At 41.3% G+C, this 25,505-nt stretch carries 25 protein-coding genes and 1 pseudogene; 11 read left to right on the top strand and 15 right to left on the bottom strand.

The features are described 5' to 3' along the window. Positions 1-128: 128 nt before the first annotated feature. Positions 129-854, top strand: a pseudogene (locus AC07E5_RS11725) (ATPase, T2SS/T4P/T4SS family); the annotation flags it as partial. 72 nt (positions 855-926) lie between these two features. Here the strand turns inward: AC07E5_RS11725 and fur are convergent. Further along, positions 927-1,364 (bottom strand): ferric iron uptake transcriptional regulator, encoded by a 438-nt coding sequence (fur, locus tag AC07E5_RS11720; RefSeq protein ID WP_004975325.1) that lies wholly within the window; start codon positions 1,362-1,364, stop codon positions 927-929. 118 nt (positions 1,365-1,482) lie between these two features. Between fur and AC07E5_RS11715 the strand changes: the two genes are divergently transcribed. Further along, entirely contained in the window at positions 1,483-1,881 is a 399-nt protein-coding gene (locus tag AC07E5_RS11715; protein ID WP_253132179.1) for an outer membrane protein assembly factor BamE, read from the top strand. A 56-nt stretch (positions 1,882-1,937) separates the two neighbouring features. Here AC07E5_RS11715 and AC07E5_RS11710 read toward each other — a convergent pair whose 3' ends face one another. From AC07E5_RS11710 to AC07E5_RS11665, 10 genes are all read right to left on the bottom strand, one after another. Beyond that, positions 1,938-2,258, bottom strand: coding sequence for an RnfH family protein (locus AC07E5_RS11710; protein WP_253132177.1), 321 nt, complete (start codon positions 2,256-2,258; stop codon positions 1,938-1,940). Next, positions 2,255-3,340, bottom strand: a complete 1,086-nt coding sequence (locus tag AC07E5_RS11705) for an SLC5/6 family protein (protein WP_004975316.1) — start codon at positions 3,338-3,340, stop codon at positions 2,255-2,257. Before AC07E5_RS11705 ends, AC07E5_RS11710 begins: the two co-directional genes overlap by 4 nt. Positions 3,341-3,485: 145 nt before the next feature. After that, the gene (locus AC07E5_RS11700; RefSeq protein ID WP_136144087.1) at positions 3,486-3,941 is read right to left on the bottom strand and encodes a bacteriohemerythrin; all 456 of its coding nucleotides are present in this window, start codon (positions 3,939-3,941) and stop codon (positions 3,486-3,488) included. 263 nt (positions 3,942-4,204) lie between these two features. Beyond that, on the bottom strand, positions 4,205-5,053 hold the full coding sequence (locus tag AC07E5_RS11695) for a class II glutamine amidotransferase (protein ID WP_004975313.1): 849 nt from the start codon (positions 5,051-5,053) through the stop codon (positions 4,205-4,207). Positions 5,054-5,202: 149 nt separating this feature from the next. Further along, positions 5,203-6,003: a GNAT family N-acetyltransferase gene (locus tag AC07E5_RS11690; protein WP_026438333.1), complete on the bottom strand. Its 801-nt coding sequence runs from the start codon at positions 6,001-6,003 to the stop codon at positions 5,203-5,205. A gap of 209 nt (positions 6,004-6,212) precedes the next feature. Continuing rightward, positions 6,213-7,118, bottom strand: coding sequence for an acetylglutamate kinase (gene argB, locus AC07E5_RS11685; RefSeq protein WP_004975310.1), 906 nt, complete (start codon positions 7,116-7,118; stop codon positions 6,213-6,215). Between the two features lie 10 nt (positions 7,119-7,128). Then, positions 7,129-8,571 carry a phosphomannomutase/phosphoglucomutase gene (locus AC07E5_RS11680; RefSeq protein ID WP_004975308.1) on the bottom strand — a complete coding sequence of 481 codons (1,443 nt, stop codon included), beginning with the start codon at positions 8,569-8,571 and terminating at the stop codon, positions 7,129-7,131. A gap of 221 nt (positions 8,572-8,792) precedes the next feature. Beyond that, positions 8,793-9,245, bottom strand: coding sequence for a dUTP diphosphatase (gene dut, locus AC07E5_RS11675; protein ID WP_019838282.1), 453 nt, complete (start codon positions 9,243-9,245; stop codon positions 8,793-8,795). 91 nt (positions 9,246-9,336) lie between these two features. Next, the gene (locus AC07E5_RS11670) at positions 9,337-11,376 is read right to left on the bottom strand and encodes a UvrD-helicase domain-containing protein (RefSeq protein ID WP_253132175.1); all 2,040 of its coding nucleotides are present in this window, start codon (positions 11,374-11,376) and stop codon (positions 9,337-9,339) included. A gap of 169 nt (positions 11,377-11,545) precedes the next feature. After that, positions 11,546-12,199 carry a YiaD family glycine zipper/OmpA-like lipoprotein gene (locus AC07E5_RS11665; protein WP_104852412.1) on the bottom strand — a complete coding sequence of 218 codons (654 nt, stop codon included), beginning with the start codon at positions 12,197-12,199 and terminating at the stop codon, positions 11,546-11,548. Between the two features lie 256 nt (positions 12,200-12,455). Here AC07E5_RS11665 and yihG point away from each other — a divergent pair, with 256 nt between their 5' ends. From yihG to AC07E5_RS11635, 6 genes are all read left to right on the top strand, one after another. Then, complete coding sequence (gene yihG / locus AC07E5_RS11660) at positions 12,456-13,382, top strand: 1-acylglycerol-3-phosphate O-acyltransferase, YihG family (RefSeq protein WP_104852413.1); 927 nt, start codon at positions 12,456-12,458, stop codon at positions 13,380-13,382. Positions 13,383-13,397: 15 nt separating this feature from the next. Beyond that, positions 13,398-14,456, top strand: coding sequence for a hypothetical protein (locus tag AC07E5_RS11655; protein ID WP_004975298.1), 1,059 nt, complete (start codon positions 13,398-13,400; stop codon positions 14,454-14,456). Between the two features lie 143 nt (positions 14,457-14,599). Beyond that, a complete protein-coding gene (minC, locus tag AC07E5_RS11650; RefSeq protein ID WP_096902696.1) occupies positions 14,600-15,325 on the top strand; it encodes a septum site-determining protein MinC in 726 nt (241 codons plus the stop codon). 69 nt (positions 15,326-15,394) lie between these two features. Beyond that, positions 15,395-16,207 carry a septum site-determining protein MinD gene (minD, locus tag AC07E5_RS11645; RefSeq protein ID WP_096902697.1) on the top strand — a complete coding sequence of 271 codons (813 nt, stop codon included), beginning with the start codon at positions 15,395-15,397 and terminating at the stop codon, positions 16,205-16,207. A gap of 2 nt (positions 16,208-16,209) precedes the next feature. Beyond that, a complete protein-coding gene (gene minE, locus AC07E5_RS11640; protein WP_096902698.1) occupies positions 16,210-16,482 on the top strand; it encodes a cell division topological specificity factor MinE in 273 nt (90 codons plus the stop codon). A gap of 299 nt (positions 16,483-16,781) precedes the next feature. Beyond that, complete coding sequence (locus AC07E5_RS11635; protein WP_004975291.1) at positions 16,782-17,069, top strand: PA4642 family protein; 288 nt, start codon at positions 16,782-16,784, stop codon at positions 17,067-17,069. Positions 17,070-17,199: 130 nt separating this feature from the next. Here AC07E5_RS11635 and AC07E5_RS11630 read toward each other — a convergent pair whose 3' ends face one another. Then, positions 17,200-20,388, bottom strand: a complete 3,189-nt coding sequence (locus AC07E5_RS11630) for a DNA translocase FtsK (protein WP_104853253.1) — start codon at positions 20,386-20,388, stop codon at positions 17,200-17,202. 341 nt (positions 20,389-20,729) lie between these two features. On the opposite strand from AC07E5_RS11630, the gene trxB reads away from it, so the two are divergent. From trxB to AC07E5_RS11615, 3 genes are all read left to right on the top strand, one after another. After that, the gene (gene trxB, locus AC07E5_RS11625) at positions 20,730-21,683 is read left to right on the top strand and encodes a thioredoxin-disulfide reductase (protein WP_070154293.1); all 954 of its coding nucleotides are present in this window, start codon (positions 20,730-20,732) and stop codon (positions 21,681-21,683) included. Positions 21,684-21,790: 107 nt separating this feature from the next. After that, complete coding sequence (gene aat, locus AC07E5_RS11620; RefSeq protein WP_180169480.1) at positions 21,791-22,522, top strand: leucyl/phenylalanyl-tRNA--protein transferase; 732 nt, start codon at positions 21,791-21,793, stop codon at positions 22,520-22,522. A 24-nt stretch (positions 22,523-22,546) separates the two neighbouring features. Beyond that, complete coding sequence (locus AC07E5_RS11615) at positions 22,547-23,362, top strand: arginyltransferase (protein ID WP_178866996.1); 816 nt, start codon at positions 22,547-22,549, stop codon at positions 23,360-23,362. A gap of 39 nt (positions 23,363-23,401) precedes the next feature. Here AC07E5_RS11615 and rimI read toward each other — a convergent pair whose 3' ends face one another. The 3 genes from rimI to AC07E5_RS11600 form a co-directional block, all read right to left on the bottom strand. Further along, entirely contained in the window at positions 23,402-23,860 is a 459-nt protein-coding gene (gene rimI / locus AC07E5_RS11610; protein ID WP_180169481.1) for a ribosomal protein S18-alanine N-acetyltransferase, read from the bottom strand. A gap of 106 nt (positions 23,861-23,966) precedes the next feature. Continuing rightward, the gene (locus tag AC07E5_RS11605; protein WP_180169482.1) at positions 23,967-24,848 is read right to left on the bottom strand and encodes a metal-dependent hydrolase; all 882 of its coding nucleotides are present in this window, start codon (positions 24,846-24,848) and stop codon (positions 23,967-23,969) included. A gap of 502 nt (positions 24,849-25,350) precedes the next feature. Continuing rightward, positions 25,351-25,505 (bottom strand): EF-Tu C-terminal domain-related protein (locus AC07E5_RS11600; RefSeq protein ID WP_447270508.1); only part of this gene is annotated, 155 nt, incomplete at its 5' end.

The raw sequence follows: 25,505 nt of genomic DNA, 5'->3' as shown, positions 1-25,505 counted from the left end.
GCGACTCATGAGTGCTCGGTTATATGCGGGCCAATTGGTTGTACGGTAGATTTTGTGTGTAGGCTTCTTCATTTGAAAATTATATCGCTGAAAAAGCCTTTACAGATAGGTTTGTGCAACAAAGCCGTGCGACTGGTACAGGTAAATCGACTTCTTTGGCGTCTATTATTGGTTACCGCAACCAAAACTCCAAAGGTCATATCATTACCATTGAAGACCCGATTGAATTTGTGCATGAACATGCAGGCTGTATTATTACCCAGCGTGAAGTCGGAATTGATACTGACTCCTTTGAAATCGCCTTAAAAAATACTTTGCGTCAAGCACCTGACGTGATTCTGATTGGTGAGATTCGTTCCCGCGAAACCATGGATTATGCAATTGCCTTTGCCGAAACAGGTCACTTGGTATTTGCCACCCTGCACGCCAACAACGCTAACCAAGCAATTGACCGTATTATTCACTTCTTTGAAGCAGACCGACATAACCAGTTGTTCATGGATTTGTCGCTAAACCTGAAAGCGATTGTGGCACAGCAATTAATTCCAACCATAGATGGCAACTCACGTCGTGCTGCGATTGAAATTTTAATTAACTCACCATTAATTGCAGATTTAATCCGTAAAGGTGATGTGCACGAAATTAAAGACCTAATGAAGCGTTCTCGTGAATTGGGCATGCAAACCTTTGACCAAGCTTTATACGACCTCTATAAAGCCAAGCAAATTAGCTACAAAGACGCACTTAAACACGCCGACTCGCCAAACGATTTGCGTCTACAAATCAAATCATCAGAAGAAGGTGGCGAGCGTTTGTTACATGCAACCTCGAATATTACCTTCGATGGGCAATAACTTCGCAACAATGCTTAAACACAAACAAAATAGGCTTCCATACGGAAGCCTATTTTTTATACCTACAGCAAATTATTTCTTGCGCAACGCTTCACGACATTCTGGCGCATCACAATAACCATATAAATTCAGCGAGTGCCCTGTGAGCTCAAAACCAAATTTCTCTGCCACATCATGCTGTTCTTTTTCAATAGTATCATTAATAAATTCAACCACTTTGCTACAGTTCAAGCAAACTAAGTGGTCGTGGTGATCTTCCTGCATGATTTCAAACACAGAATGATTGTTCTCAAAATTATGACGCTCAATAATGCCTGCAGCTTCAAACTGTGTTAACACACGATACACAGTTGCTAAACCCACATCTTCACCCTGATCGAGTAAAGTTTTGTAGATATCTTCTGCACTTAAATGATGTTGTTTTGAATTTTCCAATAATTCTAAGATTTTAATTCGTGGAAGGGTAACTTTAAGTCCAGCTTTGCGTAATTCTTGATTTGAAATAGGCATGAAAAAAGGTCTCTCAACAAAATTAAAGTTGGAATATGCAACAAAGTTAAGATGCAGTATGATCTAACACTGGATCAAGATCAAATGCATCATAATTAATTTGGGATAGTGTAGCAAAATGCAAAAAATCATGTTGACGTTATTGGTCACTTCACTGCTCGCAGGCTGTTCGACCTTGGGCGTTTATAAAGTCGATATTCCACAGGGTACACCTTTAACCCAAGCTCAAGCGTCTAAAGTCCAAGTCGGTATGAGTCATCAACAAGTCCGCTTTTTGCTGGGCAGTCCTACCATCGCCGACCCGATGAATCCATTACGTTGGGACTACATTTACAACTATATCCCAGGAACTTATGCTAAAAAAGCCAAGATCCCTGCCGCGTATGGTCAGCATTTGAAAATCTTTTTCAATCAAAATGGTATTGTAGAAAAAGTTGAAGGATTGGAAACGATTCCAGAATCTCAACCAGGCCTACCAGGATCGAAAGAAGCGATTCTCAACGCGCCACCACTATAGCCGCTTTAGAATAAAAAGAAACCCCTCACTGAAATTCATCTGAGGGGTTTTTTAAATCATTGCAATTGTCTCAAGCGATTGCTTTTGGCATAACGCCCTACTGGGTTCTTTGCGGCACGTTTACGACGAATATCTTTCGGGTTAATGGTCAAAGCACGATAAATCTCAACCCGATCACCTGCTTGTAATACATGCTGCGGCTCAACCCGCACACCAAAAATACCCAGCATCAACGGTTCAGGCAAAGTCGTCGCTGTCATAAGTCCACTTTGCTGAATTGCATCTAAAGCGGTCATACCCTGCTGAAATGCGACAGCCACATGCCATTGTTGTTCGGGTGTGGCATACGCCACCCAAACCTGCGCCATTTGACTCATGCGATCCACTGTCCAATTAACGCCACCATCGCCACTACGATAGATACAGGTAACACCACACGTACTGCAATACGCCAAATGTTATAAAACGCTTCACTGCTAAAGTTCATGGCTTTACGCAAATGGCTGATTTTCATAATCCAGCCTGCAAAAATAGCGTAAATCAAACAAATAACTAAGCCCCAAAGCAATAAGGCAAAATTAAATACAGGACTAATGGCAGGAATTGCCCAAGCCAAAGTTGCTGCAATCAATACAACCCACTGAATCGCAACCACCATTTGACGTTGTGCCAATTGTTCACGTGCCAATTGTAATAAAACCGCTGCTGCTGCAACAGTTGCCACCACCAAAGCCAATGCTGGAATTTGTGCTTGCACGGCAAAGAATGCAAAAGCAACGACTGCCAATAGCTGAGCAATCCAAATTGGCAATACCGTTGAAGTTGCTGCAGATTGTTGCTGTACTTGCGGCAAACTAGTTTGCCAGTACAAGCCCATGCCTAAACCACTGGCCACCAAAGCCAAAACGGTTGCACTGCCCCATTCGCTAAACTCAATTGAGGTGACTTGCCATGCAGGGAGTTCTGAACCCATCACCATCGATAAAACCAAAGCCGCCACAACAGCAACAGCGGTACATAGCAATAAAATTTGACGCGGCACTAATGACAATGCCAGTGCGAAAATAGCCACAATCACAAACAAGACATGACTAGCCAAGTCTGCAGCGGCATATTGATTTAAAATTTGCGCAGCATTAGACAACAAACCGCCTGCTAAAAATGGAATGAACACCACTGCAAGCCAGCCCACCAAACGCCATTTTTGAGAAGCATCGGCATCACGGGTTAAACTTAAAAGTGCTTGTAATGCTGTCGTTTTTGAGCGTTTGGCTAAGGCAATTTCCAAATAAGTAATCGGTAATGCCAAAATCAGCATGGTTGCTAACCACAACAACCAAAAGTCGAGCTGACGCTCAACCTGAATACCTGTCATTGGTGCGAGTGTGGCAATAATAATGAATGATAAACCAAATGCCATCAGCGGCGATAACCATCGTGACATAGCATTGTCCTGCATGACGCTGTCCTAATAAAAATCTACGGCTATTTTGCCTTTGTCATCAAGGAAAAGCAAAACCTCAAAAAAGAAAAAGCAAACTATCGTTAGATAGCTTGCTGCGCAAATTTATAATTTTTATTCTTTCATTTTTATGGCTTCAGACTTATGAGAAGAAACGAGCGAACCAGCCTTTACCTTTCTTCTTCTCATTTTCCTTAATAATACCCATCATATTCTCTTTCACTGCACCGACATAATCGGCGTCATCGTGTTGAATATGATTAATTAACCATTTTGATGAAACTTCATGCAATTCGCCTTCAATGGATTGTCCCATTTCAAAACGATCACGATAAAACTCAATTTTTTTAATGAATAAATCATGTACACGTTTATGTGGTACGCGGTATTTATAACCCGCTTCTTCTTGTAATGATTCTTCAAACGTAAAATGCGACTGGGTGTAATCAATAATATTATCTAAAATCTGCTTTACACGTGCTCGATCTGTACCATCGCTAATTTCAACAATTTCATTAATATAATCGAGGATACGTTTATGCTGATCGTCAATCACATCGATACCAGTGTTGTATTCTGGAACCCATTTCATCTTCATACGACCACCTTACAGAAATAAATGATTAATCACATTGCGGAATGGTAGCCGTATTTCCCATAAATAAAAATGAAGCGAATTGGTAGGGATTGGTTTAAATCGCACAAAAACAACACAAGACATTGATTTAAATAAATTTTAACAAAAATACCCGACTAAAAGAATCAATTATTAATTAACCAATTTATACATTTTCATTCTTGATTTAATTGAATTATACAATAATAAAATGAATATTTTTCAACCACACATACCCGTATAAATTAGTATTGATCCGCTTTGGTGATCCGTCTTAATTCAGGATTTAAACGCTCACGTTCCAAACGCGCAATATGTGTCATTTGGGTTTTAATTGGGCGTCCATGTTGAAATAAAATCATTTCACCTGGCTGAAATGCTGTCCATGTTTCATTTTGAGTCAAGGGTTCAGTGGTAATCACTGCCACACAATCCTCTGCTGTGGTGACTTGGCTAAAATCAACCTCAACATCTAAATCAATTAATTGTGCAGGCTGAAATGGATAAGCACGCACCAACCAATGTAATTTGGTCACCGCATAACTAAATAATGCCTGACCATTGGACAAACAAAAATTAAAAGTGCCATGTTCTGCAATTTTAGGAGAAATTTCGGCTAACAAGTCAAAAATTTGCGTCAGGCTCGGTTCATCATAACCAAAATGATTTACCAATTGATCTAACAAATAACAAAATGCACGTTCACTGTCGGTATTGCCCACAGGGGTAAAACGACCTGATAAACGTGGATGAAAGTCATGTAAATCACCATTATGGGCAAAAATCCACTGGCGTCCCCACAACTCACGACTAAACGGATGTGAATTTTCTAAATTAATTTTGCCTTGTGTCGCTTTACGAATATGGGCAATCACATTACGCGATTTGATGGGATAGTTACGGATCAATTCTGCAATGGGTGACTCCACTGCAGACTGGTTATCGACAAATAAACGGCAAGCTTTATCTTCAAAAAAAGCAATGCCAAAGCCATCAGAATGATCTGAGGTGATTCCTGCGCGCTGCGAAAATCCCCGAAATGAAAAGGTAATATCGGTAGGTGTCGCACAATTCATTCCAAGCAACTGACACATAAAGCCTTATCTTTATACAAATAATGAAATTATCTGATTATTGTGCATCAGCCATGTGGATAATTCAAATCTGAAAAATATAAATAGATTTCTACAGTACCACTTCATAGATATGCAGTGCTGTAGAAATCTCTGCTTAATTATTCTAGTTAAGATGCTTTCACTTTCTTTTGGCGAATAAAATGTTTCGCCATTTGTTTCACATCTAACAAAACAAAATAATCTAGACAATTAAACTCACGGTCATAAAATGCTTGCTCAGACAGCTTAGCATTCATTTTCAGATAAACATCAAACAGTTTAGGTATTCGTTCATCTTGGCTAAAGCTATGACTTGGACAACTTGGCTCAAACGGCTGCTGTGACTGAATATCGCAGCGTTGATTTTCTGCCAATTGTTGAATCGCTTGATGGGTATGATACGCGCGTGCTTCATTACCTTCCAAACGAATACTGACACAGCCAATCATGTGTTTGGCACGCATTTCCCATAACACTTTAGGCACTAAATTCAGCCATAAAATAGAGAGTGTTTTGCCTGAACGATAACGTGGATGCACACAAGTACGCCCCATTTCGACAATATTCGAGAGATGCCCTAACTCATCTATAATTTTAAACTCGTGCGCACTATAACTGTTGGCTAGCTCATGCCCTTGCCAAAGTTTTAAACGAGTATAAGCAACAATTTCACCCGTAGATTTATCTCTGAGTACGGCGTGTTCACAGCCAAAATCGTACAAGTCCTGATCTAAACCCGATTCAAATTCAATGCCAAATTGCTTGGAAAATTGCTGTGCACGAAAGCGCTGTACTTCTTGTAGTTGCTTTAAATTTTCAACCCATTCAAACGCATATTGCGTAGCTTTGCTGTTTTTTTTCTGTGCTTTACCCACTTTAACCATAGGAAAGCTAAACTGCTGACGATACTGATTTAATTTTTGTAGCATCATAGATACCTCATGTTTTCTCCTACACTAGGACAGCAGCATGACACTATGATGACCGCGATTTTAGCGACTACAATTTTAAGATTGCAGGATAGGTGCAAAGCAATTTCAAGGATGCTGAATCAACAAAATTTCAGTTTCTTGCCGTAAATTTGACATAAAAAAGAGCTTCAATTGTGAAGCTCTTTTAGGGATCATCTTATAGAGTTTTATTTACGCGTTTGGACACGGTTGGTAATTAATGTTCCCACACCATGATCAGTAAAGATTTCCAATAAAGTAGCATGTGGCACACGACCATCTACAATATGTGCACTGATTACACCGCCTTTAACTGCATCCAATGCACAACCCACTTTTGGAATCATGCCACCGTAAATCACGCCTGTATCAATTAAACGATCTACTTCCTGCGTAGTCAAACCAGTTAACAGGTTTTTATTTTCGTCTAATACACCCGTAATATTGGTCAGCAAAATTAACTTTTCCGCACCCAATGCTTCGGCAACTTTACCTGCGACTAAATCGGCATTAATGTTATAGGTATTGCCTGCATCATCGACACCTAAAGGTGCAATCACTGGAATAAAGTCGCTGCTGGTAAACATTTCCAACACGTCGGTTTTGACACCCACCACTTCACCCACCAAACCAAGGTCAATTTGTTGTACTTCGCCTGTTTCAGTAGTTTTTTGCATCAATAATTTTTGTGCGCGAATCAAGTTACCATCTTTACCCGTCAAACCAATGGCACGACCGCCATGTTGGTTAATCAGATTGACGATAGATTTGTTGACGCTACCACCCAAGACCATTTCTACGACTTCCATAGTCGTAGGATCGGTGACACGCATGCCATCAATACGGTCAGACTCACGTCCCAATTGCTTGAGCATAGAATCCACTTGTGGGCCACCGCCATGCACCACAATCGGGTTTAAGCCTACAGTCTTTAACAACACGATATCACGAGCAAAAGAACTTTCCAGCTCAGGATCGGTCATGGCATTGCCGCCATATTTCACAACAAGGGTCTTGCCCGCAAAACGTTGAATATACGGCAAAGCTTCAGTCAAAATTTGCGCTTTGTCGATACCAGTCTGTTGATGTGGCATTCGCCTCTCCTTATTGAGCATCTAAAATGTCTTGGGCGATTTCAGGGTATCGCTCACTTAACATGGAAACAAATGTATCGCGAATATCATTCAGTCGTGATGGATTATCGGCATCAAAACGCACCGTAAAATATTCGCCTGTATTGGATGCTCGAATAATGCCAAATCCATCTTCAAAATCAAGTCTTACACCATCTATTTTACTTAATTCTGCACCACTGCGATGGCTAGAACTTTCAACATCATTTAAAACCGCACTCGGTTCAATATTCCGTGTGCTGATATACGTGTCTTCAGTGCAGCAACGCTCAGGGTATTTCTGCATCAATGCCGAAAGGCTGCTGTAATTACTGTGGCTTAAATATTCCAACACACGCAGCGCTGCGTAAATACCATCGTCATAGCCAAAACCACGTCCATCATTGAATACATAATGTCCTGCGTATTCGCCACCGAACACAGCCTTGCCTTGCGACTGCGCCAAATAACGCCGCAAGAAGGTACTGCCCGTGCGAATCATCACCGCTTCGCCACCCAAATCACGCACGGTATTGCGCACCATAGTGGAGCATTTTACATCAAACACCACTTGATGCTGAGGATGAGTTTTTAAACACATTTCTGCAAATAAAGACAGCAAACGATCTGCTGAAAGCACATTGGCATGTTCATCCAAGAGGACGACACGATCACCATCGCCATCTAAAGCAATGCCAATGTCCGCCTGATGTTCACGCACCGCAGCTTTTAAATGTTGTAAGTGTTTTTCTTGTGATGGATCGGGTGCATGTTCTGGAAAATGACCATTGGCTTCGCAGCGTAAAGCAATCACCTCACAGCCCATTTTTTGCAAAACCAAAGCAGCGCAATGACCTGCCGAACCATACATCCCATCTAAAACCACTTTAAAAGTGCCCGCCAGTTGAATATCGTTCAACATTGCCTGCTGATATTGCTGACACGCATCTTCAATAAATTCATGTGAAATGTTGGTGGCGTGTTGTGAGGCGATGGATGGTGCTGCATCGGTATTTAAATAATATGGCGCTGCATCGTGTGCCACGTGTTGAATCATTTCAGGGGTTGGCGGTTCGCCCTGCACAATCCATTTAATGCCGTTGTCTGATTTTGGATTATGACTGGCCGTAAGCATAATGCCATTGCCTGCCGTGTGTCGTGCCATAAAATACAACATCGGGCTAGAACAACAACCCACCATCGTCACTTGAAATTGATGGGCAAGAAAGACTTGGCGCATAATTTCAGCATAAGCGGGGCTATTTAAACGCGCATCATAACCAATACTAATTTGAGTTTGCTTTTCTTGTTGATATTGTTGCACCAATCCTTGTGCAATGGCGTGTACCAATTTCGCGGTCAGCACAGTTTCTTTGCCACGAATGTCGTAAGCGCGAAAAATATGCTGTGGAAAAAGTGTTTGTGGATTGTTCATAGGCTTACAACTACAAAGATGAGCCAACATAAAATAAATAAATCTTGGCTCTATAAATTTTGAAAAATTCTAATCAGACTTTTTAAAGTAGGAATTATCGTCTCAAATCATCAAGCAATATGCTTGTCATTATTAGTGCAACTTTCGTTACTTTTCAAGAATTGTTGGTAAAGTTTCAAGTAAAACCTTACCAAACGATTTAGGCTAAAACCTCAGTAAACTCAGTTTTTACCCGTATGCCCAAAACCACCTGCACCACGTTCAGTGGCGACAAATTCATCTACCTGTTCAAACTCAGCCTGCACCACAGGTACCAAAACGTATTGCGCTAAACGCTCACCAGGTTCTAAGCTAAATGCTGTTTGGCTACGGTTCCACACCGAAACCATCAATTCACCCTGATAATCTGAATCAATCAAACCCACCAAGTTCCCCAACACGATGCCATGTTTGTGACCCAAGCCTGAACGCGGCAAAATCATGCCTGCAAAACCTGTATCTTGAATATAAATCGCTAAACCTGTTTTGACCAATACTGTTTGACCCGGCTCAATCACGGTGCTGCTGTCTACACAAGCACGTAAGTCCAACCCTGCCGAACCTGCGGTTGCATAAGTTGGCATTGGCCATTCTGTGCCTAAACGTGAATCTAAGACTTTAACTTGAACTTTCATGAAGTTTATCCTGTTTTTAAATTTTCAATGTAATTTCGATATAAATTATGCCCTTTGATGCTGTACTTGCATCAACACCGCTGAATGTTTTTCAGCGCTTAATCAGAGCACGTAAATTTTCCAAATAATGCTGTGCCTGTAATTTCGGATCGACATCACCGGCTAACTTTTTCTTACGTCCGAGCCATTCCAATTCATCTTGTGGTAATTCATCCAAAAAACGACTTGGGGTCATTTGTTTCATTTGCCCGCCCGCTTTGCGCTGCTCTGCCAAAGTAATGGTTAAGCCCTGACGTGCACGAGTAATCCCCACGTACATCAAACGGCGTTCTTCCTCGACAGTATCTGCCACAATCGAGTTTTTATGCGGTAAAAGCTCTTCTTCCAAACCAATCAAATACACGTACGGAAATTCCAAACCTTTGGACGCATGCAGGGTGAGTAAATTGACTTTATCGGTGTCTTCTTCTTCCTGTTGCTGTTCGAGCATATCGAGCAGCACCATTTTACGAATCACACTTTCAATATTTTTTTCATCGACATCTTCAGCGCGGTTAATCAGACTTTGGATGCTGCTATACAGCACCTCAATATTATCTAGCTTGGTTTTTTCCTGCGCAGGTGTAGCCGCTTGCTCTTTAATGTAGTCGATATAGCCTGCTTCGAGCATCATCTGGCGGATGATTGGCACAGGCTCATCATCTTCCAATAAATTACGAGTAAAATTGCTAATAAAATCTGAAAACTCTGCCAACTGCGTCGTGGCTTTTTTCGGAATTGCCATGGTTAGGCGCTGATCACCTGCAGCAGCCAATAATGACAAATGGTTTTCCTGTGCAAACAGCCCTAGTTTTTCCAAAGTCACAGGACCAATCGCGCGTTTAGGCGTGTTAATAATGCGTAAGAATGCGCTGTCATCTTCAGGGTTAATAATCAGACGCAAATAACTCATGATGTCTTTGATTTCAGCACGTGCGAAGAATGACTGCCCCCCCGAAAGCTTGTAAGGAATTTGCATTTGACGTAATTGGGTTTCCAGAATACGTGCCTGAAAGTTACCACGATACAAAATCGCATAATCTTTCCAGCTTTTGCCATTCATCAGTTTATGAGTGAGTAAGTCTTTAACCACACGTTCTGATTCATCATCATCGTTACGGCAAGTGATCACCCGAATCACTTCTCCATGACCTTTGTCTGACCAAAGTTTTTTATCAAAAATATGTGGATTATTGCCAATGACGGTATTGGCCGCTTTTAAAATGCGACTGGTCGAGCGATAGTTTTGCTCAAGTTTAATCACTTTTAAATTCGGGAAATCATCTTTCAGCAAGGCCATATTTTCAGGCTTGGCACCGCGCCATGCGTAAATCGATTGGTCGTCATCACCTACCGCAGTGAACTGCCCCATCACCCCCACCAGCAACTTCACCAAAATATACTGTGCGGTGTTGGTGTCCTGATACTCGTCGACCAATAAATAGCGAACACGGTTCTGCCATTTGTCACGCACTTCAGCATTTTCTTGCAAAAGTCGTGTTGGCATTACAATTAAATCGTCAAAATCTACCGCGTTATAGGCACGTAAATTACGTTCGTAAAGTTGATATAAATGTGCAAATTGGATGTCTTCTGGCGTTTCGCACGTGGTATGTGCCTGTTCTGGTGCGATCAGATCGTTTTTCCAGTCCGAAATCATCTTCATGGCTTTGGCAATCAATTCTTTGCTTTCTGCACCCGACAAATTATCGCGGTGCATTAAATCCATCAGAATACGTTTACAGTCATCGGCATCCAAAATAGAGAAGTTGGCTTTTAACGGCGTGTGTTTTAATTCAAGACGCAATAAATTCAGACCAAAGGTGTGGAAAGTCGAAACCGACAAACCTTTGGCTTCTTCACGTGACAATAATTTGGTCACACGCTCTTTCATTTCACGTGCTGCTTTGTTGGTAAAAGTCATTGCTGTAATACGATGCGCAGGAATCCCGCAATGCTTAACCAAATAGGCAATTTTTCGGGTAATCACCGAAGTTTTGCCTGAACCCGCCCCTGCAAGCACTAACAAGGGTCCTTGAGTGTATTTCATCGCTTCAAGTTGCTTGTCGTTTAACTGACTTGCCAGTGACATAGTATTTCCTCTATTTCGGTTCGAGCTCGATTATAGTCATCTCCGCCAAAGATGACTAATCTAAAATGCTACTTTAGACGTCATTGTCTATTTGCTGAGTAGACCCTAGAAATTGCTTGCATAAAAAAACCGCCCGAAGGCGGTTCTTTACAATCTATATAATGCCAGATTATTGGATTGCATAAATGCTGATTTCTACACGACGGTTTTGCTCACGACCTTCTGCAGTAGCATTCGATGCGATTGGGTTTGCAGCACCGTGACCTTGTGCATTAATACGTGAAGTTGATACACCACGGCTAGCCAAGTAGTTTGCAACCGATTGTGCACGTGCTTGTGACAATGGAATGTTGATTGCGTCGTTACCAGTGCTGTCAGTATAACCTGTTACCAAAATACCGCTCTTGTTATCTTGGGTTAGCGTTTGCGCTACTTTGTCCAAGGTAGAATAGAAGTTTGGTTTGATGTTTGATTTGTTAGTATCAAACGTGATGTTACCCGGCATGATCAAGCCAACAGAACCATCGGCATTACGGTTTACTTCTACGCCTGTACCAGCCATTTGTTGACGAAGTTGTTTTTCTTTATTGTCAAGATAAACACCCGCAGCAGCACCCACTACAGCACCAATCGCTGCAGCACGGTTGTTTTGTGCGCTTGTATTTGCGTTACCTTTAGAGATGCCATAACCCGCAGCAGCACCAATTACTGTGCCTAACGCAGTTTTGTCATATTCCATACCACCAAGGTTGTTACCAGTCGTTTGACAACCAGTTAAAACCATTGCCCCTACGACTGCTGCCGAAATTGCTAATGCACGCATGGCATGCCTCCTTACTTGTGTTTTGTTGTATATGCTGAATATTGAATGAAAAAATATACTTAGACCATTGATTTTTTGTTAATAAAAAAACTTTTACTTACAAATATACATGATCATGTACAAATCTTGGTATAACTTCATCACAATTTCTACACACTTTCACTTCAACACTTTTTTATTTTAAAAACAACATTTATATTGGAGTCATCTACAAACACGTGACGCATTGGACGATTTATCTTCAGGATTGATTTATATGTCATCGCAAGCAAAGAAACACCCTTTATTAAAAAAAATCACAAAAGGTCTCACCGTGGGTACAGTCATCACTGGCAGTACATTTTTTCACGGCCCTCCTGTGTTGGCTTTGGGCTTAACCAAACTGTTAAAGCAGTCACGTAAGGTCGATGAAACCAATATTCAAATTACCAACAGTTGGCTCAGTGTAAACAACTGGCTGATTGATCATGTATTACCCAATACCCAATGGGATATCAGCATTGATGAAGATTTGCAACTGAGCATGCAAGGTCGTTATCTCATGACCTGTAACCATCAAAGTTGGGTCGATACCACAGTAAATCAGTATTTTGGCTTAACCCGTATGCCATTGACCCGCTTTTTTACCAAGTGGGAACTGATCTTTATTCCCTTTGTAGGACAAGCCTTTAAAATTTTAGGCTTCCCAATGATGAAGCGTCACAGCAAAGCACAAATTGCCAAAAAACCTGAGCTGAAAGACCGCGATATGGAAGAAGCGCGTAAAGCCTGCCAACAGTTATTAAGTCAGCCCTTTACCCTGCTGAATTATTTAGAAGGCACACGCTTTACCCAAGAAAAACATGATCAACAACAATCGCCTTATCAACATTTATTAAAGCCAAAAGCTGGTGGTTTAGCTTTGGCATTGAATATTTTGGGTGATCAAATTGATGCCTTGGTAGATATGACCATTGTGTACCCAGATGGCGTGCCGGGCTATAGCGAGTTTTGGTTAGGTGAGGTGCCGCGCATTGCGGTGAATTTACGCAAAATTAATATTCCAGATTGGGTGTTGGGCGGCAATTACGAAGATGATGCTGAATATCGTGAGCGTTTTCAGCAATGGGTGCATGAACTGTGGCTGGAAAAAGATCAATTGATTGAAAGCATGCAACAAAAACTTGCAGCTCCGACTGCATAACCATTCAGGTACGCCATGAAAAAGTCTGAAGAACCTGTCATCAAATCCTCTTTTCATCCCCTGCGTAAAGATTCATGGGGATGGAAAATTGCCTTGGCTTATGACTTGTTTTTGATGGGTTTAATCATCTTTAACTTGTTCTGTTTAAGTGCCAATGCCATTTTAATGAGTGATTTTGGCGAATGGTTGTTCGATTTTATTCGTCTACCTGAAATTTTACAGTTTTATCGAACAGAATTGCGCCCTTGGGTGGTGATTACCGAAGGCTGGTTTACCACGTTTTTAATTGTAGAGTTGGGCGTGCGTTGGGGTATTGCAATTATTTTCAAACATCATCAGCGTTGGTGGTTTTTCCCGTTTATTCACTGGTATGAAATTCTTGCAATTATTCCGCAATTGCGTTTTTTACGTTTATTACGTGCCATCGCGATTGGTTACAACCTGCATAGCCATGGCTATAAAGTCATTCCAGACAGTTGGTATAAACGCGGCAACTTTTACTACAACTTGCTAATGGAAGAACTGAGTAGCCGTGTGGTACTCACGGTACTTAATGGTGTGCAACGTGAATTGACCACCAGTACCACTCACAAACAATTTATTGATGATTTGGTCGAGCATCATCGTCAATTACTCGCGATTGCCCTAGCCGATATTTTGCAGGAATCCTTAGGCAAAGAATTACAAATGCAGCGTCACATGATTGCGAAAAATGTCGGGTTGGTGGTGAATCAAGCCATTGAAGATACGCCTGAACTGACGCAATTGCTGCGCCTGATTCCATTGGTCGGTGGACGTATTGAACAGCAAATTCAAAGTATCGGACAGCGATTGGGTGAAAATATCACCCAAGGTTTAATTGAACCTTTTGCACAGCAGCATCAACAAGTACAAAATCCAACTTATCAAATGATTGCTGAAAAAATTAGTCAGATTGAGATTGAACATAATCAGCATATTGATAAATTAGTAGAATCAGCGATATTTGAAAGTTTAGAAGCAATTCGCAAACAAGTAAAAGTTAAACAATGGCAACAAATTTTAAATGAAGGACAACAACACGATATTTCATAAAGGTCTTTCGATAATTTTAGCTAAAACAATGTGAAATATTTTTAGTAACTGAACTAGAGAATTCACCCAATTTGTTCTAGGATTTGCTCTATTTATAAGATGACTTCAACAACCAGCAAAGTTAGAAGTGTTAAGGAATTATTATGGCTGACATACGGATAAAAGGCAGATTGGTCAATGCGATTCGCATTAGCTTAGACACCAATGATCATGATGCGATCCGCCAGCAACTAAGCCCAATGTTGCAAAAATCATTTCCACCAGGGGTTTTGGTGGTCATTGAAAGTTCAGTCGAACAAGAATTGATTGCGCTAATTCAATTGCTAATTAGCCTAGAAGCACAGCCAATTGCTGTGACTGAAGGCATTATGGCAGATCAGGCACGTGCTATTCAGTTCCCTGTCATCCCGCAAGACCGTCCATTGCAGGAAGTGAAAGCCACCAAAGAACAAGTGGTTGAAGTAAAACCTGAACCTGCGGCAGAACAGCAACAGACGGAAAATCAAGTTGCTGAAACTGCACCTGCTGTAGCGCATATTACGTCTTATCACGATGAAATTTTGCGTACAGGTCAATGCTTGGTACAACATCAGGGCGACATTATTTTAACCGCAGGCATCAACAGCGGTTCTGAAGTGATTGCTTCAGGAAATATACATATTTATGGTAGTGTACGTGGTAGAGTCATTGCCGGCGCGGGCGGGAATATTGCGGCACGAATTTTCTGTCATTCCCTAGAAGCAGAATTGGTATCTATTGCAGGCACGTATTGCGTGGCGGACGATATTCCTCAGCATGTGACTAAAAAACCTGTGCATATTTACTTAAATGATAACCAAGAGCTTGTATTTGAAGCTCTACAATTTTAATGTATAAATAATCACCAAAAATCCCCGAAAAAATATAGGGGAATTTAAACCATAACAGGAGTGGATTCGGTGGCGAAAATTGTTGTCGTAACATCAGGCAAAGGTGGCGTAGGTAAAACCACTACAAGTGCATCTTTTGCAACAGGTTTAGCCCTACGTGGTCACAAAACTGTTGTTATCGATTTTGACGTGGGGTTACGTAACCTTGACTTAATTATGGGTTGTGAACGTCGCGTTGTTTATGATTTTGTGAATGTATTAAATAATGAAGCGCGTTTACAACAAGCATTAATTCGCGATAAAGATATCGAAAACCTTTATATTCTTCCAGCTTCACAAACCCGTGATAAAGATGCCCTCACCGATGAAGGTGTGGCACGTATTATGGATGAGTTGGCACAAGAGTTTGATTACATTATTTGCGACTCACCTGCAGGGATTGAGCGCGGTGCCATTCTTGCAATGTACCATGCCGATGAAGCGATTATTGTGACCAACCCTGAAATTTCTTCAGTACGTGACTCTGACCGTATTATTGGTATGCTTGACAGCAAAACCAAAAAAGTAGAACAAAACGAAGGTCGTGTGCGTAAGCACTTGTGTATCACACGTTACAACCCAGAACGTGCCGATAAACAAGAAATGCTAACCATTGACGACATTTCTAAAGATATTTTACGTGTACCAACTTTAGGCGTTATTCCTGAATGTAAGAGCGTACTTCAAGCATCTAACGAAGGTAAACCTGTCATTCTGTATAGCGATGCTGCTGCAGGTCAGGCGTATGATGACTTAGTTGCACGTTTCTTGGGTGAAGAACGTCCGTTTCGTCATATTGAAACAAAACCGAAAGGTTGGTTAGCACGATTATTTGGAGCGTAGACATGGCAGGATTTTGGAGCAAATTATTTAGCGGTGAAGACAAGCCATCTAGCGCACAAACAGCAAAAGATCGCTTAAAAGTGATTGTTGCTTCTGAACAAGGTCTAGGTAAACGCTTAAGCCAAGACAAAATTGATCAGATGAAAAAAGAAATCATGCAAGTGGTAAATCGCTACGTGCGTGGTGTCGATGAACAACATATTCAAATGTCTGTGCGTTCAGAAGCCAATATTGAAATGTTGGAAATGAATATCAATTTGCCTGAAGAGCGATAATCTGAATACTGATTAGTCAAGCAAATTGAATCAGGGCAAAATATGAGACTGGAATAGCAAAGCACTGCTTTGCCCAGTCGCAAGACGAGAAGCTGTGCTTCGAGTGGACTGGATGTACAAAGTTTACTTTGCCGTCGCAAGACGAGAAGCTGTGCTTCGAGTGGACTGGATGTACAAAGTTTACTTTGCCGTCGCAAGACGAGAAGCTATGCTTCGAGATAAAGTGTACTAAAACACTTTTCCGCTTGTGAACTCATATTTTGCCTTTTTTATTTATAGAACAATACCTGGAGATTGCCATGGCATTATCTCAACCTGCGACCTTTAACGAAGCATGGTCGGATGAACGTGTATTTGCCTATTTGAATCAACTTCCACCTGCAGGTGTGAATGCAGATTTTCACGTACTCTATCACGCATTTAAACACATGCGTCCAAGTGACTATGAACGTCTATTGACACAATTTGTTGCCGATGGTCGCGATGTCAATGCCACTAATCCTGAAGGTCAGCGTATTCACGATGTGATTGCTGAATTTCCACGTCAAAAAGATGGTTTTTTAGCAGTTTTAGCCAAGTTTGCTTAAACTGTTTAAACACAATCTCTGGCTAAATTCAGCCAAAAAGATTGAGTGTAAAAAGAAAAAATCCCGCAATTGAATTGCGGGATTTTTTTATAGCACTACTTGATTCAAAATCAAACAGAAAGTGAAAGCTTTACACTAAAATTTCACGTTTCCCATTTGCTCCTTGCTCGCTCACAATGCCTTGCTCTTGCATCTGATCGACAATACGTGCCGCACGGTTATAGCCCAAGCTAAATTTGCGCTGTAAAGATGAGGTCGACACTTTACGTGTTTCCAAAACAAATGCTACACACTGATCATACAACACATCACGGTCTGGACTGCCTTCACCATCTTCAAAACCACGTGAAGATGGTTCTTCATCAAATGGCGTCAAGATTTCATCGACATAGTCAGGATCGCCACGCTCACGCCACGCATCACAAATACGGTTGACTTCATCATCCGAAATAAATGCGCCATGCACACGTTCTGGCTCAATTTTACCCGGTCCTAAAAATAGCATATCACCATGACCAAGCAGGTCTTCTGCACCGCCCGCATCCAAGATAGTACGTGAGTCAATTTTCGAGTTCACACGCAAAGCTACACGGGTTGGAATGTTGGCTTTAATTAGACCTGTGATCACATCCACCGATGGACGCTGAGTTGCTAAGAGTAAGTGAATCCCTGCTGCACGTGATTTTTGTGCCAAACGGGTAATCATTTCTTCCGCTTTCTTGCCCACTTGCATGATCATGTCGGCAAACTCATCTGCCACAATCACAATAGATGGCAATGGTGTTAAACGCGGTGCACGTTCTTGCGTTGCTGAATCTCCCGGCTTCCAAGTTGGATCAATTAAATCTTCACCATTGGCAATAGATTCTTCAACCTTACGGTTATAGTCGCTTAATTTACGAATTTTCAGGAAAGACATTAGCTTATAACGACGTTCCATTTCATTGACACACCAATTTAAAGCGCTGACGGCATCTTTCATATCAGTCACTACAGGCGTCAATAAGTGTGGAATATCGTTATAGTTGGCGAGTTCCAATTGTTTCGGGTCAATCAAAATTAAGCGTAATTGATCAGGCTTGTATTTCAGCAACATCGACAAAATCATCGAGTTCACTGCCACTGATTTACCTGAACCCGTTGTCCCTGCTACGAGCATGTGTGGTGCTTTGCCCAATTCAGTAATCACAGGATTGCCTGAAATGTCTTTCCCCATCGCCATAGATAAAATGCCGTTTGGATCTTCAAAAGCAGGCGTTTGTAATAACTCAATCAAACGTACCATTTCACGTGAACTATTCGGTACTTCAATGCCAATATACGGTTTGCCTGGAATCACTTCGACCACACGTACCGATGCCATCGACATTGAACGCGCCAAGTCACGAGAAATATTGGTTACTTTTGAAGCTTTGACCCCAGGTGCCAAATCCAGCTCAAAACGGGTCACGACAGGACCAGGCTGTGCTTCAACCACTTTGGCTTTGACATTAAATTCCTGTAATTTAATTTCCAGCAATTCCGACAAGCGCGATAATTGTTCTGCGGTGAAGTTCACTTTTTTGTTTGGATCGACTTTATCAAGCAAATCCAAACCCGGTAATGGCGATAAATCACGACGTTTTTCTGCAACCTGCATGGCGCGTGACATCGGACGACCATGTGCATCGGTCAGCGGCGCATCAAAATCAAAGTCATCTTCGTCTAGTGGTTTGCCTGCGGTTTCCTGCCAAGCTTCGATAAATGCTTCTTTGGATAACGCCACTTTTTCTGCTTGTTCAGCCTGTGTAGCAGTCGCTGCGTTTGCCATCACTGCGGCAGTGGCTGCCGTCTGAATAGGTGCCTGAACAAAAGCAGAACTTTGTGCATAGCTACTGGTACTACGCGCTACAGGCGCTTGATCTTGAAATGCATCTTGCTGTAACTCATCACCCAAAAGATCATCCACCAACAAGTCATCTAAACTGTCTAAATCATGCTGCAAATGGCGCTCTTGGCGTACAGCATGATTTTGCGTATTCGAAGCACTTGACGATGGCGGATTAAAATCTGACTCAAATCTGCTGAGATCATCGTTAAAATTGTGAGCCGTAGGATTCGAGTGCGGATGCACTGTTTCTTGCTGGGTCACAGACTCATCTAAAGTATCCATTGCCCCGCTGTTTTGGAATGGGCTATGTAAATCACTTGCAGCTTTGCCTTGCGGAACTGCTGCGAGCAATTCATCAAAAATTTGATCATCATCCCAATCTAACGAAGATTTTGCAGTGGCTTGAGATGCCGTAGATGCAGGACGCACTTCATCAAAAGGATTCGATTGTAGATGTGGCTCTGGTTCTTCAGAAGCACGTAATAATGCATGAATGTCTTGGTTATGCTGACTGTCGGTATTTTCTTGTAAAGCACGCCACACTTCGCCTGTCGCAACAATACGCTGGCTGTCTTGTTCTAAGCGATGCGCCTTTTCGATGGTTTTTTCTAACTCAACATCATCAATTTCATCTTGCACCAATAGCTGTTGCTGCGCCTGTTGCTCTTCTTCTTCACGTTGCTGCATGTGATTAAACATACGCTCTGCCGCAGGATGTGGCGCAGTTGTTTCAGCTTCTTTCGCCTGTGCAACCACGGGTTCACTTGCTGCTTCTAAATCAGTTGATGCCACTTCAACAGCAACCACAGGTGCAGCAGCGACAACGGTCTTTTTCACCTGTGGTGTAGAACGGTCAAAGTCAGATTCTGCTTCAGGTACATTGCGATAGAACAAATCTTGCAGATAAGCAGGTGTAGCTTTTAAAGTTGCCCACGTTCTGTTCCACTTCACCCCAAATGCGAGGGTAAATAAGAAAATCCAAAAGACGACTAAAAAAAGTGTTGCTCCATAAATGGTTAAAATTTGCGATAAACTTTTCCCAAGTTCAAAACCAATGATGCCGCCTGAGGCATTGTCTAACGTATCGGCAGGTACTTGCCAAAATAAATACAGCAAACTTGCTGTTGCCAATAAAATGAAGAATTGTGCAGCATAACGAAATGGACGGTTTAAAAAACTACGTGGCCACCAGACTTGTAAGGCTTCAATAAAAAAATAAGCAGGAAGAAGCAGACTCGCCCAACCTAAAAAGCCAAACAGTAAATCGGCAATCCACGCACCTGCGATTCCACTCGCATTTGAAACCTGTTGGGTGTCACTGGAAATGTGCATCCAACCTGGGTCAAATGGAGTATAGGTCACTGTTGCAAGGAACAGATATATTCCAAAAGAGACCAAAAATAATGTCGCTATTAAGCGATGTGCATAAGCACCCGACACCGCAGTCATATATTGTCCTGTCGCCAATTCTTCATCAATGTTTTTTGTTTGTTCGATGGTCTTAAAAAGCCACCTGATTCGGAGCGTCTGTATTTCATTTAGCTGTGTCATTTAAGTTGCATTTCACGATGCAAGCTTCACCACACAGCAAGCTATAAATTATAACAGACCTTCTATTATGCATGTGTTGCCTAGAAAAAGATGCAAGATTATTGAAGTGTGTTGTTAACTTTTTCTATATAGCTCAAATCGATTTACATGATCAGTAATATCAACTTTAATCACACAGCAAACTCATCCTGTTTCACGTATAATTCCATAAATTTCTAAATAAAAAAAGGATGCTGTGCATGAGCGCTCGTCACTCACGTTTAATTATTTTAGGTTCAGGCCCTGCAGGTTATAGTGCCGCAGTATATGCTGCACGTGCCAACTTAAAACCGACTTTAATTGCAGGCTTACAATTGGGTGGTCAGCTCACCACAACTACGGAAGTTGATAACTGGCCAGGTGATCCTGAAGGTTTAACAGGCCCAGCGTTAATGGAACGTATGCAAGCTCATGCGGAACGCTTTGGCACAGAAATCGTGTATGATCATATCAATGAAGTAAACCTGAATGTGCGCCCATTTGTACTGAAAGGTGATATGGAAGAATTTACCTGTGATGCTTTAATCATTTGCACAGGTGCGACTGCACAATATTTAGGTTTAGAATCTGAAGCAGCATTTATGGGTCAAGGCGTAAGTGCTTGTGCTACCTGTGATGGTTTCTTCTACAAAAACCAAAAAGTGATGGTCGTTGGCGGTGGTAACACGGCTGTTGAAGAAGCATTATACCTGTCTAACATTGCATCACACGTGACATTGGTGCATCGTCGTGATTCACTTCGCTCTGAAAAAATCTTGCAAGATCATTTATTTGCCAAAGAAAAAGAAGGCAAAATCAGTATTCTTTGGAATAACCAAGTTGATGAAGTCTTGGGCGACAACACAGGCGTAACTTCAGTACGTTTAAAATCAACCACTGATGGCTCTACTCAAGATGTTGATGTGTCTGGCTTATTCATTGCAATTGGTCACAAACCAAATACAGGCATGTTCGAAGGTCAATTGAACTTGCGTGATGGTTATATCCAAGTACAAAGCGGCACTGCAGGCAATGCGACACAAACTTCTGTGGCTGGCGTATTTGCTGCGGGTGATGTAGCCGATTCCATTTATCGCCAAGCGATTACTTCTGCAGGTTCAGGCTGTATGGCAGCACTGGATGCAGAAAAATATTTAGATGCACTTGGTGAATAATTTAGTGTCCAAGTTTAAAGACCGCTCTCCTTGAGCGGTTTTTTTATCACGACATTTTTAGGTATGATGAAATCAAGTTCATCGTAAAACTTCATACGGCAATTGATATGCACACGCTCCCGGCTTCACAATTCATTTTCCCCGATCCCATTGAAGTTGATCCTGAAGGTGAAGGCTTGATTTGTGTAGGTGCAGACCTTTCCCCTTCAACCTTATATGAAGCCTATACACATGGCTTATTTCCATGGTTTTCAGAAGGTGATCCTATTTGTTGGTGGAGTCCTGAGCCACGTTGCGTGATTATTCCGCAACATTATCAGCCGAGTAAGTCTTTAATCCGCAACATGAAAAAAATGGATTATCGCATTACTGTCAATCATGCCTTTGAACAGGTAATTCGCAATTGTGCCTTGCCCCGTAGCTATGCCAATGAAACTTGGATTTCTGAAGAGATCATTCAAGGTTACAGTCAGCTTTTTGCAGCAGGTTATGGCTATAGTGTAGAAGTTTGGGATCAAGATCTTTTGGTCGGTGGTTTATATGGGGTCAGCATTGGTAAAGGCTGTTTTGGCGAGTCCATGTTTAGCCATCGTACCGATGTCTCCAAAATGGCATTTTATAGTTTGATGCTGCTCGGACAAGAACAACAATTGCCTTGGATTGACTGCCAATTGATCAATGACCATTTAATCAGTCTCGGAGCATGTACACTTTCTCGCCAAGACTATCTTAAATCGTTACAAGATGTTGTAAAACAACCTGCAATCAATTGGAAAAAATATCAGGACAGTGTATTTTCAAGTAAAACAATAGCGCAGTATGCGCGCCTACTTGAATGACAATAACAGAGAGGGATCTTGAAAATGAATTCATATCACCCAAAATCCCTGCTAAATGATTTGCAGTATTACATTACCCCGCCGCACGATTGCAGCTATTTACCTGAAAAATCTGCGCGGATGGTTTTTTTAGACCCTGCACATAAAATTGATGTGCTGACTTTGTCTGAACTCTCTCGGGTCGGTTTTCGTCGCAGTGGCGATTTTGTCTATCGTCCTGAATGCCATTTGTGCCGCCAATGCCTTTCTTCGCGTATTCCTGTCGCTGAATTTAAAATGAACAGCACCCAAAAAAAAGCTTGGAAACGCAATCACGATTTACAAATCAAAATCACCAAGCCACAAGATGCAGGTGATTTGCATTATGCGCTGTATGAACGCTATATCAATGAACGACATGCCGATGGCGATATGTTCCCTGCCAGCCGTGACCAATTTGAAAAATTTTTAATCCACAGTTGTACCAGCAGCTTCTTTTTAGAAGTTTGGCAAGCAGATCGCCTAATTGCGGTATCGACCTGTGATTATTTAGATGATGGTATTTCTGCGGTCTATACCTTTTTTGACCCAGACGAAAGTCGTCGCTCACTCGGAACATTTGCGGTATTAAAACAAATTGAACAGGCACAGCATTTGGGACTGCAATATGTTTACTTAGGCTATTGGGTACCACATTCCAATAAAATGAATTATAAATCGCAATATGGGCCCCTTGAGCTACTACTCGATGGTCAATGGCGACGCATTAACCGCAGCCTAAATACCGATGAGGTGCAGCAATTGGGAAACTCCTTAATGACCACGCTGCCCTTAGGCTGGAATAACTCCATCATCAAATAAAAATGTAATGATGCAATACTATTTTTGCATCGATCAGATTTACTTAAACAAACTGGCAAAATCATCGCTACAAGATTTCACCATAATAATGGCATGCTCCCGTGTGCCATCCGTTTTAGGATAATAATTTTTACGTAAATCAATTTGATGAAAACCTGACTTTTCATACAGGGCTATCGCAGCTAAATTACTTTCACGTACTTCTAAAAAAATCTGCACAGGTTGGTTTTTCAAACCTGCAATAGAATGTTCTAGCAGTTGATAACCTAAACCTTTGCCTTGCTGACTTGGATGCACCGCCATCAACAACAAATTTGCTTCATCCAACACAGGTTGCAAAATACAAAAACCCACCACTTTCCCTGCATGTTCAATCACGGTACTGTGATAACTCTCTACCGCTTCGGCAAATTGTTTGGCACTCCACGGATGACTTTGTACCAAATTTTCAATCGCAACCACATCGGCGACATCATGGGCTTGCATTAAACGAATCATAAGAAATGATCTTGTGCTGTTCTAAGATGTAGGCATTATAGATTTCACGACAAAAAAATCGAGCAAAAAAAAAGGCAACTTACGTTGCCTGACCAAAGGGAAAAGTTTAAAAGCCTAATTTAGCTTTCCAAGTATTTAATAATGTTGTGGTATCAAAATCGTTAGGATGAAAATTCGGTTTGAAATAGAACAACATTTCTTTGCCCATGCCTGTAATAATCCCTTTAGATGGACTATAGGCATAACGATAAATCATGCGTAAATTTTCCAAATTCAACTGCTCGTCTTGTTTTAGTAAACGCAACAAAAAATAGTTTTGTACAAAAAATAAAGTCAGCATCGAAATAACCAAAGAACTTGTACGTAGTGCATAGGCTTTCAGACCTTTGCCAAACACACCTTCAAATACATCATACGCAACAGCTTTATGTTCGTTTTCTTCAATCGCATGCCACAACCACATAGTTTTCATGGTGTCATCAGTCATCAATTCTTGAATATGTGAATTGGTTAATAATTGCGAGGCAATCGTTGCTGTGAAATGTTCTAGTGCAGTAGTTGCTGTTAAATCTACCATTTCCTGAGTAATGCCAATCTGTTTAGCCAACTTTGCCATAAATTTGCGTGTAGTTTGAATCACAGTATCTGTATGACGATCCAAAGTATCAACATCATGCCCAAATTTCTGTGCAGAGGCATTAAAACCGACATGCTCATGCGTGTGCATGGCTTCTTGTCCAATGAAGGCACTGATTTCTTTCTGTAAATCTACATTGTCTTTCAGCATTGGGTGATAACGCACAGCACGTACACTGTCTATAAAGAACTTCTCACCTGCAGGAAATAACGCAGATAATGCAGTCATAAAATGCGTTAGACCTGCATTACCACTCATCCAATATTCAGGTACAGCATCAAAGTTGAAATTCATTCGACGGACAGGAAAACTCGCCCCTGCACGTTCACTAATACTCACTTTAGCATTCATGTTGCTCACTCCTGAGGTTACAACAATGAAGTCATTCATTTCCTGTAACCCGCTATATTTTTTATTTTTCGGTATGAGTTCATATTACGGTTTTCTGTGCGGTATTTAAGTGCAGTTAAGGACAGTGAGTTGTCAGTTCAGGACATGAAGAATAAAAAATAATGATAAGTGAAATTATTTTTTGTGACGCAAGAGTAAAAAATAGACAATGAAATTATTTTTACGACGCAAGAGTAAAAAAATAGACGATGATTTTTTATGACGTAAGAGCAAGAATAATTAGACAGCAAAATTATTTTTATGATGTAAGAGAAAAAAAGGCAACTAAACCGCAGCAAAAGAATGTTCATAAAATGGTTTTAGATTGATTCAAGGTTTAAAGAACAGCTATTTCATCCATCAATACAGTAGGACAAGCTTTCATCCATCTGGAAACTAGCACACAAAATACAGCCATAAAAAAAGCGCCCCAAATGGAGCGCTTTTTCACACTATAAAGTGATTATGCTGTTACTTTAGCAACAACACCAGCACCTACAGTACGACCACCTTCACGGATCGCAAAACGTAGACCTGGGTCCATTGCGATTGGGTGGATTAATTCTACTGACATTTCAACGTTGTCACCTGGCATTACCATTTCAACGCCTTCTTTCA

Source organism: Acinetobacter seohaensis, from assembly GCF_056431365.1.
The sequence above is the reverse complement of the archived record's forward strand: the minus strand, read 5'-3'. Positions and strand labels throughout refer to the sequence as shown.